The sequence below is a fragment of the Peribacillus sp. NPDC096622 genome, assembly GCF_044762665.1.
Taxonomy (GTDB): domain Bacteria; phylum Bacillota; class Bacilli; order Bacillales; family DSM-1321; genus Peribacillus; species Peribacillus frigoritolerans_B.
Genome location: NZ_JBIWES010000042.1, coordinates 1 through 10,728 on the forward strand (window position 1 = coordinate 1; position 10,728 = coordinate 10,728).

Here is a 10,728-nt window from a genome sequence, read left to right on the forward strand (position 1 = left end):
ATTTCAATACTCTGTTTAAAAGTAGAATGAAAAAATAATTTCCCTAATACACCGAGTGGTGCAAATCGTTGATACATCAATGTTTATAGAGGGAGTTTAGTTTAATAAGAACAAATGATAAAATAACAATAAGTTAATTCAAGAAATTTAAAAGTGAAAATAATGGGGGAAGAAATAATTTGGGGAAACGTACAAAAACAACCTCAATTTTTGTCATATCAATGATTTTTATATATGCAATATTTGCAAATATAGAAACTGTAAATCTAAGTTCTAAAACTGTCGATGAAGCATTTGAAAAATTCATAAATAGCGAATTTAAGACTGAAGTTGCTCAAAATGAAATTGGCGATAAGGAATTTTACCGAATTGGTAATTATACATTTGTGCCATTTGAAGTTGGTAATAATGTTTCATTAGTACAGTTTGAAAAAGGGAAATTTGGTTGGAAACAAACATATTATTCTCAAGATGAAGATAGAGGTTATTCATATTCAAGTGTTGTTGATGAGTTAACTGAAGATATTCTTTTACACGGTGTCATACCGAAAGATATAGTTACTGAAACGAAGACCATAAAAGTTAATGGAATAGATGCAGATATTGTTATGCTCAATGATAAAACTAGAATTTGGATATTGATGAACAATAATAATCAAAAAAACTTCTCTAACATAAATATAGACTTCTTAGATAATGTTGGGAATATAATCGGTGAAATATAAATACAAATATCATTCCTAAAGGTAGTTGCTATTATTGTGAATAAGTACAAGTTTAAACTCCCATGAAAATTAAAAAAGCTCAAAATCCAGAAAAAATCACAACAAAATAGACCCAGTAAAAACGCTTTTTAAAAAAAGGCTGAGCCTTGAGTGATCTGATTGAGTTGTATATCGTTAAACAAAAACCTCCAATCAAAGCAAATTAAGTAGAGGCTAGCGCGACGACCAAAAAAGGATTAATCTCCCATGAGTGCTACCCAAAAAGGGCGCGACAGTCGGTGGTACACCGTGGTCGTCGGAGTCAGACTAACGGATGGGCTCAAAGGCACCATAGTTCAACGACCTTCTTCGCCAGCCATAGAATTAGTATTGACGGTTCTGAACCATTTTCATTCTCTGTGGTGAAGCGCTGATTTTTTGCGCTTCATGGATGGCTAACGGGTGCGTTAGTTGATTAAGATAAATAAAAAATTGATTTCTTAATGTACAGGAAATCGAATTTTGATTTAAAATTGTTGGTGATACAACTTAACGTTGTATATCCGTATTTTCCTGCCGCTACCCCTTATTGAAGAATGGGGTATAAAAGAAAATCCCCGGTAAGTAATCTGTATGATTTTAACTGGAAAGTTAATTATTGTATAATGGGGGTATGACAAACTAACCAGGGTTGGTCATACCCCCTTTTTTATTTTTTGTAGGCTCTTTGTTCACTTTCCGAAAAGTCGAGCAAAGAAGCCTTTTTTTCAGCTTTTTCCGCTTCTCTTTCTGATTTAATCGTTTCTATTTCCTCTTTAGCAGCTGCCACTTCTTTTTTAGTGGATTCCACTTCACGCTTCAGGCTTTTCTTTTTGTTGTTTTTATCGTTTAATCAGGATTGTATACAACCTTGATGTAGCAAGGGTTTGCTAGATGATCAATAAAAAGCCCTAGATAAATAGGGAGATTTTGCATCATTTTTTTTAATTTAAACTCTCCTAGTCTAATGGTTATCTGTATAATAATCAGCTATTTCCCCATAAGAAACACATCCAGTTGTTGGATTACTTCTTGTTCCACAATACAAACGTAATGAATACTCGCCTGCTGAAACATCCAATTTTTTATGTACATTAGTCCATCCTATACCCGTTATTGAAGAATATAGGATTCCATTTTTAAATATGTAAGCACTCACTGTTTTTGATGAAAAGTTACCTACATGGATATATAAATCATCAGATTCAGTTAAAGTAATTCTACTTGTAGTTACTGTGCTATCATATTTACCCATTCTAGCATCATCATAAGCTGCAGATGCATTAGCTGGGTTAAAAAAAGAAAAACTTAATGTAGTTAATAGAGCTAAACTTAGAATAATTTTTTTCAAAGTACGCACCTCCTTTTTTTATCGACCGAATAGTCGATTCCTTACGTATGAACTGCACCCCAATTGTTAGACACAACTAACAATTGGATGATAAAGGGCCAGATTGTGGAATAACTTATAGTAAGGAAAATTAAAATATATAAACCTTAGATAAAAATAACCGACTGACCTCCCAATCATAGGGAAGATTGAGAGGTCAGTCGGTTATTAACTGAAATATTATTTTTTTACAGCATGGATGTAATGAATCGTTTCGAATGCAGACAAATAGTCTTTACGATTACGAAAGAATTGATTATTAATAGTAACAGGTGATAAATGTTCATAAATGAGTAAACCTGAGTTTTCTAACATTTTTTCCATTTCATCATAAGTAAAACATGATTTCATAGGCTCACCACTAGCTGAAGCCATTTGAACCATATTTTGAACTCGGTTAGACATTCCTTTTTCTTCAAAAAGTTTGTCGTCTGCATAATCAAAAACGATAGAACTTCCTGATGGAACTTTGGTAAATAATTTATTAATCAAGTTGGCATTTTCCTCTTTTGTTAAATAATAAGAAACACCTAAAAAGCTAAAGAAAGTTTTTCTGTTAGGTATAAAACATTCTTCAACAAGATTTTGAATAGTAAACTCTTTGGTGAAATCCATTGAAACAAAATGAAGATTATCCGGAATTTGATAATTAGCATTTGCTAACCTTATCTTTTTAAAGTCTTGTGTGGCTGGATAATCAACTTCAAATATTTCTAAGCTGTCGTTTAGTTCTGGATGTCGGAAACAAAAGGTATCTAATCCAGCTCCTAGAATGACATACTGTTTCATGCCTAGCAACATTTCATGGAATAATACATTTTCGCAATAGGCAGCACGTGCTAAAGGAGTTGGAGAAAGTTGGACTTGTGTAATCCATTTTAAAATTTCATCTGGATGATCTTCAAACTTCTTTGCAATTTCTTTATTAAAGAATTGAATTCCTTTAATCATGTTCTCACGAATATCTGAAAATTCTTTTTGGGTAATTAGATCTCTTGCAATAAAATCATCAAAAATTTGGGGTGTATCATATTTACTGTGATATGCTCGACCAAATGCTGATATTAAGGAAGTTAAACTTGATTCATTTTTCTTCATACATTAATCCCCCATATAGCAAAAATAAGATTCCCCTGGCCAGGAGAATCTTATTATACACACAAATATTTTAACTGTAAATTATAGCATAATTAAATTTTTTTGTCAATAAAAATGATTTGTTTTTGTTTTATTTGGAGTCATATTTATCGTTTATGGATTTAAACTTACTAAAGAACAACACACGAACGAAAAATAGATAGGAAATTCAGCAATTAATAACGCTTCAATAGGTGAAACCGTTGTTTTATTTTTGCTATCTTTACTTTTAAAATTTATCCCGTATGGGTTATGAGAATAGTGTTGATTCTATTTGGTTTAGCCATTATCATTTTTGCTATTTGTATTTTGTTATTTGGTTCGTGAAACTACAAACTCTGGGTAATGTTCCAACGATTGATCATGAGGGAAGCAGACGGTTGTGACAAGAGTTGCTGCGGCAACCCTTGTTTTCTAGGGGAACTTACAGTTAAACCAAAATGGTTTGGAAAACGTATAAAAGAAAAATTCAGGTGGGATTAATAGAGTGGACAAAGACATTTTTGGGTTTATATTTGCAACTATATTTGGTATTATCGCAACCTGGACTGGTTTGGTTTATACGACTCGTTACCGGTTTGATAATAGAAAGTTTTTTGAACACATTAAATATATAACGCCCTTACCTCTAACATTTAATTATTGGTTTCTTAAAGTTTTATTTATTTTCGGAGGTTTAATGTGTGTTGTTTTGGGTCTATACGGAATTCATTAAGGATCACAAAAATGATCAATCTTTTCTCAAGGAATAGCATTAATTTGATTAAACTTTATTATATAGCCTTAAAGTTAAATGGTTTAAAAACTGTCCTCCGAAAATTAATTTAACATACTTACAAGTGATTTCTTTTACCATTTTTTCAATTTATAACTTTTGTTTTCGTAATCACTCTTAAAGGAACCCATCAAAAAAACCCCTTGACTGCCAAGGGGTTCTCCATTTCGGGAAATCTTCATTTACATAGAATTAAAACTCAATTCTTATTTTTTGCGCTTCGCTAATTTTTTTCTGGTCTTTATCAAATACATTGCTTGTTGTTATTTCAATCCACTTAATGTCCTTTGCTTCCTTGTGATCTGACTCATTGTGCCCTTCCTTATGCGCATGATTACCTGTTGCATTTACAATAAAACCAAGGTTTCCAAATTTTGTACTGTTGCCTTCCATTTCACCGTTTAATTCTTCAAGGTAAATATCTTTCTGCCAATCAAAAGTTTCGCCTGTGTTCGTTTCTAGTAATGCGATTGGTGCGAAATTCACTTTCTCTGAAGATTTGTTTTTGATCTCAACGAAAACTTTAACAAAATCAAACTCCTCATCATGTGTTAATACGTGAAAATAATCGATCATACCATAATCAGGTCTTAAGTGAATCAATTTCATCTCTCTTATTGTTAATTCGATCGATCCAATTTCATACGTTTTATTAATATTTTTAAGCGCTTTTAAAGTGGCTTCCCCTTTTTGGTCTGCATATGTTTGACCAACCTTTTGCAATGAACGGTCATCCGTTACTTGAGGATTAGGCTGATACTCGTCAATTTTGCTCCCAGTTTGCTCCTGATTCTTTTGCTGTTTGGTTTCATCATTTTTTTCGTTGGCGTTATTTTCTGTTTGGTTTTGGTTCCCTGTATTTTTTTCATTGTTTTCAGGACTGGCATTTGATGAACAGCCAACAAGGAGCGTGATTAAAAATAATATAGAAAGAGTCTTTTTCATGATGATTCCTCCGTAGGATTCTATATTCAAAAAAAGTTCCCGTTGCTTGTACTATAGCAACGGGATACTTTTAGCTTACCCATTTATTTCTTACTTATCTTGAATTTTAATATCGTAATCTAAGACATCAAAAACATTTTTTGCAATTTCAGTGTTGTCGATTTGTCCAGCAAATTTTTCACTTGATGGTCCGAATGCATACACAGGAACATCTTCACCTGTATGTCCGCCTGTTGTCCAACCAGTGTGAGAACGCTTATTGAAAATGTTCTCAATCGCATTATCGATATCAAGAACTTTCTTTGTTTTAGCTGCATCTTCAACTGATTGAATTTCTTTTTCTGTTAATGCTAGGATATTTTGATCAATATACTTTTTCAATGTTGCTTCAACACCTGCGCCGTTAGCAATTTCTTGCGCCATGAAGTCAGGTGTCCGCTTTGCAGCTTTGATTGGTTCGCTGAACCAGTTGTAAATACCGTCCGCACCAATCGAATATCCGCCGGTTGAGTGGTCAGCTGTTGCTACTACTAATGTATGCTTGTCTTTTTTTGCAAACTCAATTGCTGCTTTATACGCTTGTTCAAAGTCATCCATCTCACTCATAGCGCCAACAATATCATTGTCATGTCCTGCCCAGTCAATCTGGCTTCCTTCCACCATTAGGAAGAACCCGTCTTTATCTTTGTTTAATTTTGAAAGAGCAGTGTTTGTCATTTCTTTTAATGAAGGAACTTCTTCTGTACGGTCAATTTTCTTTGGAAGTCCGCCATCAGCAAATAAACCAAGAACTTTGCCATTTTTATCTTTTAACATGTCTTCACGGTTTTCCACATAGCTGTATCCATCTTTTTTGAATTCTTCTGATAGATTGCGGTCTTTACGTTCAAAGTTGCTCTTACCGCCACCAAGAAGAACGTCGATTTTATGTTGGCCATTCACCATTTCATCAAAATAATCATCAGCAATTGAGTTCATATTTTTACGGCTGTGATCATGTGATCCGAAAGAAGCAGGTGTTGCATGTGTAATTTCAGAAGTTGCAACAAGACCTGTTGCTTTTCCTTTTTCTCTAGCAGCTTCAAGAACCGTTTTTGCTTCTGAACCATCATTGTCAACTGCAATCGCGCTGTTATATGTTTTAATACCTGCAGACATGGCAGTTGCTGCAGAAGCAGAGTCCGTTACATTTTGTTCAGGGTCTTCCGGATAAGTTGTTTGTTGACCAACAAGGTATTGATCAAATGTTGTTGGTTCTACAACTTTTGTTGATGGATTGTCTTTTAAATAACGATGAGCAGAAGTATAAGAAACTCCCATGCCATCACCGATTAAAACAATGACGTTTTTGATTTCCCCATTATTTGTTGCGTTCTTATTCACAGAATCCTCTGCGCTTACATGTGAGAAACCACCCATTAAACCACTAATGGCAACTGTTGAAAGAACAGCTACTGGAAATAGCTTTTTCTTTAACTTCTTTTTAAACAATATTGTTACCTCCAATTGTTGTCGTATTATACGTGCTAAGGAGAATTATAGGGGAAATATATTAATATATTTTTAATAGGTTGTAAATTAAATGTTAAAAACACCAATATTTATTTATATAAAATAAGGGGTAACCCAAAAATAACAAATGAGGATTATTTTTCATGTAAAGTTTTAGTAAACATTATTAAGAGGAAACTGATTCAATTCTAGGAATGTTAGAGTTTCGTATAAGAGAAAAGATTGAAGATTTAAATCGATTTGGTGAAATTTCTATAATAAGTTTCGATTCAAATGTGTGCCGGAGTTTAATGGAATTTGTGGAGAATTCAGCAAACAAACATAAATGTGTAGGTACATGGTTAGCTAGTGGTATAGGACGTAAAGATGAAGCACATCAATTTGATAAAGAATTGGGTTATGAAATAACAGGATACCGTTTTGTGAACCGTTTCTAATAATACGCTACCTAAAAGTATTATTATGGTAACTTATGACACTAACGGGGCAGGTTAGTTGAAAAAGGAACCACCCAATTTATAGAAATTCACTTAAAATCGAATGTTATAATTAGGTAAATACTCGTAGGTTTGGGGGATGAAGATGCTAAAGAGGATGTGGCTTCAACAATTCCCCTTAGAAAAAAACATTCTGTAACAACAATGTTTGATGCTAATGGGAATATAGTGCAATGGTATATTGATGTTTGCCTTGGTAATGGAGCAGATACTGATATTCCATATTTGGATGATTTAGATATTATTTTGTTACCTTCTGGAGAAATAATTCAAAAAGATGCTGATGAGTTTGAAGAGGCTTTTTTAAATGGAATTATTGATAAATCTCTTTATGATTCAGCTTGGGATGAAGTAAACATTCTTACTAATTTAATAAGTAATAAAAGCTTTGAATTGATTAATTTATCCCATTGTCATAAGGAATTCTTAGTTAATGAATTAAAATAACTTTATGAAGCTAAAGGGGCAGATTAGTTGAAGAACAGGTAATGAAATTTCTATGTCGAATTAGTATCAAATGGGGTGATTAATTTTGATACATGTAAAAAGTTTGGAACAATGTGAGCATGATTTAGATTTTTTAACGGATATGATGTATGAAGCTATTCATATTCCTGAAAATAAGCCACCTAAAGAAGAACTGTTAAATTTACCACATATCAAAAAATATAGTGAGGGATGGGGACGAAAAGGTGATAAAGCAATAATTGCTTTTGAAGATAATTTTCCTGTTGGTGCTGCATGGTATCGCCTATTTGCAGAAAATCAAAAAGGTTATGGATATGTTGATGATAAGACTCCTGAACTAGGTATAGCTGTAATTAATAAAGTAAGAGGTAAGGGAATAGGTAACCTACTTATGGAAAAGTTATTTGAAACAGCTTCTAGAGATGGTTATACATCACTATCTTTGAGCGTTGACCCTAAAAACACTCAAGCTGTACAACTTTATAAGAAACTTGGATTTGAACAATGTGATTCATCAGGAACATCTTGGACAATGATATATAACATCTCTTCCAGTTAGAATTAATGAACTTAACGGGTGCGTTAGCTGAAGATCGGAGCTGTCTTAAGACAGCTCTTTCTTTATGCAACTATCGGGGCAGGATAGTTAAAGAATAACCAAAATTTAGTACCAACTACTAAAATCTAGCGTTAAAATTAAAATAGATTATCTTTATAGCTCATAAAATACTACTAATTTTTAAGGAGAGATAAAATGAATCCTTTTGATTTATTGTTAGAATCAAGTGAACAGTTAATTGAGGAAGTTAAAGAATTGGATTATGAAAAAATAAATGATAAACCTACTATGGATAAGTGGAGTATCTCACAAATTTGCCATCACTTATATTTGTCAGAAAATCTATTTACAAAGGCTATAGAAAATGGGTTAAAGGATAAAGACCATGAAAGTGTTGTACATAAACCTATACATTTAGTTTCTGATAGAACCAAAAAATTTGAATCACCAGAAATTGCTAAACCATCTGAAGAACCTTTAAGTGTTGAAACTATTTTAATTTTTTTAACCCAATCAAGAGAAAATTTATTAAATATTCTTCGTTCAATCGATGATAAGTCTATCCTATCAAAAAAAACAGCGAACCATCCTGCATTTGGTGAATTATCTTTAGAACAATGGATTGAATTACTGTACTTACATGAGCAAAGACATATTGAACAAATAAAAGATATAAAGTTGTCTAACTCCTATGTATGATAGGTTACTAAGAGGTTTTTAATGGGTTCTATAATTTAAATATGTGAAGGAATGTACTTAAACTAACGGGTGCTTTACTTTAATAAGAGAGTTGCTTTGGCACCTCTTTTTCTTATGGAACTATCGGAGCAGTTTAGTTCTATAAGAAACCAAATGACATTTATGGTATTATATGTAATAAAAATACATAAGAGCCAAACAAGGGAGAGTTATTAATGTTTCCAATATTAGAGACAGAAAGACTAATACTAAGAGAAATAACAAAAGAGGATGCAGAAGGTATTTTTGCTTGTTTTTCTAACAACAATGTAACACGTTATTATGGACAAGAAACATTACAGAGTATAGAGCAAGCAGAGAAGTTCGTTGACTTCTTTTCAAAAAACTACGATGAAAAAAGAGGCATACGCTGGGGGATTGAGAGAAAAGAGACCAAAGGAATAATTGGAACAATTGGCTTTAATGCTTGGTTACCTAAACATAAAAGAGCAGAAATAGGGTATGAAATCCATCCAGAGCAGTGGAGAAAAGGATATACTTCAGAAGCAATATCTAAAGTTCTTTCATATGGCTTTGATGTTATGGATTTAACTCGTATAGGTGCTGTTGTATTTATTGACAATGAAGCATCTAATAATTTACTAACTAAAATTGGTTTTCAAAAAGAGGGAGTTTTGAAGAAATATATGTATCAAAATGGTGAAGCTCACGATACCTATGTCTATTCATTACTTGAAAGTAATAAGTAATTAAATCTTCAGACAACAGGTGCGTTAGTTGAAGATCAGAGCTGTCTTTAAGGCAGCTCTTTCTTTATGGAACTAACGGGGCAGGTTAGTGCAATAACAATCCTTTGTAAATCTTATTTTGTTTTATAATGAAAATAAAATCTTAACTATTATAGGAGAAAAAATGTTTAATAAAATTAAGACTTGGGCGAGGAGTCTAAAACGACAGATTTTTATACTTTATTTTGCTTGTAAAGATGTACGGGTGCCTTGGTATGCAAAAGTATATACGGCTTGTGTTGTAGCTTATGCATTCAGTCCCATAGACCTAATACCTGATTTTATCCCCATTCTAGGCTACCTAGACGATGTAATTCTGGTTCCAATAGGGATAATGATCGCATTAAAGATGATACCAAAGAGTGTATTAACCGACTGTGAAGTTAAGGCAGAAGAAATGATGAAAAATGGTAAGCCGAAGAATTGGATAGTCGGCACAATAATCGTAATGATTTGGGGCTTAATCATAATATGGGCTATTATTAATATTTATCGCTTAATGAACTAACGGGTGCGTTAGCAGAAGTTCGGAGCTGTCTTTATGGCAGCTTTTTCTTTATGCAACTATAGGGGTAGGTTAGTGTAATAAAGTGTCCAGGGGTTAAAATTAAGGATGTAGCTTTAACTAGCAAGTTATTATGTTAGAGAAGAGGTTAACAATGAAAAATAGAGAGGAAGCTATCGGTTATTGTTTAGGAATGGGTAATACATATGAAGATTATCCATTTCGTAATAAGAATTGGACGTTAATGCGACATATAGATAACAAGAAAGTGTTTGCGTGGATATTTGAAAAAGATGGCCATATTTGGATTAATGTTAAGTGTGAACCCGGTTTTTTGAATTATTGGCGTCAGATTTACCATTCGGTAGTTCCGGCATTTCATCTTAATAAGGACCATTGGAATTCGATAATTCTTGACGGTACTGTACCAAAGGAAGACATTTACGAAATGATAAAACAAAGCTATATGTTAACTAAAAAAAAAAATAATAGTAAAGTTAATTTCAAAAAGTGAAGGCATTGATTCAGCAGGAAGGATTTATGCCTTTTTCTGTGGAACTTACTATGATTGTGAAATAATCTACTTAAACTAACGGGTGCGTTAGCTGAAGATCGGAGCTGTCTTTAAGGCAGCTTTTTCGTGCGCCCGGCATGGGTGCAATCTATAGGGTGAAAGTCCCGAACCATGAAGGCAGTAGTAGTGGTTAGCT

13 protein-coding genes are annotated in these 10,728 nt (G+C 33.1%); 8 read left to right on the top strand and 5 right to left on the bottom strand.

Going from position 1 to position 10,728, the window contains the following annotated elements; all coding sequences use genetic code 11:
- Window positions 1-179 precede the first annotated feature (179 nt).
- Window positions 180-725: a hypothetical protein gene (locus ACIQYG_RS26375; protein WP_402844406.1), complete on the top strand. Its 546-nt coding sequence runs from the start codon at window positions 180-182 to the stop codon at window positions 723-725.
- A gap of 688 nt (window positions 726-1,413) precedes the next feature.
- Here ACIQYG_RS26375 and ACIQYG_RS26380 read toward each other — a convergent pair.
- The 5 genes from ACIQYG_RS26380 to ACIQYG_RS26400 all read right to left on the bottom strand — a co-directional run bounded on the left by ACIQYG_RS26380 (window position 1,414) and on the right by ACIQYG_RS26400 (window position 6,481).
- Window positions 1,414-1,554, bottom strand: coding sequence for a hypothetical protein (locus tag ACIQYG_RS26380; RefSeq protein WP_402844409.1), 141 nt, complete (start codon window positions 1,552-1,554; stop codon window positions 1,414-1,416).
- Window positions 1,555-1,707: 153 nt separating this feature from the next.
- Window positions 1,708-2,094 (bottom strand): hypothetical protein, encoded by a 387-nt coding sequence (locus ACIQYG_RS26385; protein ID WP_402844412.1) that lies wholly within the window; start codon window positions 2,092-2,094, stop codon window positions 1,708-1,710.
- A 219-nt stretch (window positions 2,095-2,313) separates the two neighbouring features.
- Window positions 2,314-3,231 carry a class I SAM-dependent methyltransferase gene (locus tag ACIQYG_RS26390; RefSeq protein WP_402844414.1) on the bottom strand — a complete coding sequence of 306 codons (918 nt, stop codon included), beginning with the start codon at window positions 3,229-3,231 and terminating at the stop codon, window positions 2,314-2,316.
- Window positions 3,232-4,237: 1,006 nt separating this feature from the next.
- The gene (locus tag ACIQYG_RS26395) at window positions 4,238-4,990 is read right to left on the bottom strand and encodes a hypothetical protein (protein WP_402844417.1); all 753 of its coding nucleotides are present in this window, start codon (window positions 4,988-4,990) and stop codon (window positions 4,238-4,240) included.
- A gap of 90 nt (window positions 4,991-5,080) precedes the next feature.
- Window positions 5,081-6,481 carry an alkaline phosphatase family protein gene (locus ACIQYG_RS26400; protein WP_402844420.1) on the bottom strand — a complete coding sequence of 467 codons (1,401 nt, stop codon included), beginning with the start codon at window positions 6,479-6,481 and terminating at the stop codon, window positions 5,081-5,083.
- A 311-nt stretch (window positions 6,482-6,792) separates the two neighbouring features.
- On the opposite strand from ACIQYG_RS26400, the gene ACIQYG_RS26405 reads away from it, so the two are divergent.
- From ACIQYG_RS26405 to ACIQYG_RS26435, 7 genes are all read left to right on the top strand, one after another.
- A complete protein-coding gene (locus ACIQYG_RS26405) occupies window positions 6,793-6,939 on the top strand; it encodes a GNAT family N-acetyltransferase (protein WP_402844423.1) in 147 nt (48 codons plus the stop codon).
- A 132-nt stretch (window positions 6,940-7,071) separates the two neighbouring features.
- Complete coding sequence (locus tag ACIQYG_RS26410) at window positions 7,072-7,446, top strand: DUF402 domain-containing protein (RefSeq protein WP_402844426.1); 375 nt, start codon at window positions 7,072-7,074, stop codon at window positions 7,444-7,446.
- Between the two features lie 85 nt (window positions 7,447-7,531).
- Window positions 7,532-8,026, top strand: a complete 495-nt coding sequence (locus tag ACIQYG_RS26415; protein WP_402844429.1) for a GNAT family N-acetyltransferase — start codon at window positions 7,532-7,534, stop codon at window positions 8,024-8,026.
- A 195-nt stretch (window positions 8,027-8,221) separates the two neighbouring features.
- Window positions 8,222-8,725: a DinB family protein gene (locus tag ACIQYG_RS26420; RefSeq protein WP_402844430.1), complete on the top strand. Its 504-nt coding sequence runs from the start codon at window positions 8,222-8,224 to the stop codon at window positions 8,723-8,725.
- A gap of 215 nt (window positions 8,726-8,940) precedes the next feature.
- Complete coding sequence (locus ACIQYG_RS26425; RefSeq protein WP_328176004.1) at window positions 8,941-9,474, top strand: GNAT family N-acetyltransferase; 534 nt, start codon at window positions 8,941-8,943, stop codon at window positions 9,472-9,474.
- Between the two features lie 163 nt (window positions 9,475-9,637).
- The gene (locus tag ACIQYG_RS26430) at window positions 9,638-10,021 is read left to right on the top strand and encodes a YkvA family protein (RefSeq protein ID WP_402844434.1); all 384 of its coding nucleotides are present in this window, start codon (window positions 9,638-9,640) and stop codon (window positions 10,019-10,021) included.
- Between the two features lie 151 nt (window positions 10,022-10,172).
- Window positions 10,173-10,532: an MmcQ/YjbR family DNA-binding protein gene (locus ACIQYG_RS26435; RefSeq protein WP_402844436.1), complete on the top strand. Its 360-nt coding sequence runs from the start codon at window positions 10,173-10,175 to the stop codon at window positions 10,530-10,532.
- The last annotated feature ends 196 nt before the right edge of the window (window positions 10,533-10,728 follow it).

What these genes read in the sequence shown, in the direction of transcription:
- ACIQYG_RS26390 (WP_402844414.1), bottom strand. Translation starts at nt 3,231, where the DNA reads ATGAAGAAAAATGAATCAAGTTTAACTTCCTTAATATCAGCATTTGGT.
- ACIQYG_RS26395 (WP_402844417.1), bottom strand. Translation starts at nt 4,990, where the DNA reads ATGAAAAAGACTCTTTCTATATTATTTTTAATCACGCTCCTTGTTGGC.
- ACIQYG_RS26405 (WP_402844423.1), top strand. Translation starts at nt 6,793, where the DNA reads ATGGAATTTGTGGAGAATTCAGCAAACAAACATAAATGTGTAGGTACA.
- ACIQYG_RS26420 (WP_402844430.1), top strand. Translation starts at nt 8,222, where the DNA reads ATGAATCCTTTTGATTTATTGTTAGAATCAAGTGAACAGTTAATTGAG.
- ACIQYG_RS26425 (WP_328176004.1), top strand. Translation starts at nt 8,941, where the DNA reads ATGTTTCCAATATTAGAGACAGAAAGACTAATACTAAGAGAAATAACA.
- ACIQYG_RS26430 (WP_402844434.1), top strand. Translation starts at nt 9,638, where the DNA reads ATGTTTAATAAAATTAAGACTTGGGCGAGGAGTCTAAAACGACAGATT.
- ACIQYG_RS26435 (WP_402844436.1), top strand. Translation starts at nt 10,173, where the DNA reads ATGAAAAATAGAGAGGAAGCTATCGGTTATTGTTTAGGAATGGGTAAT.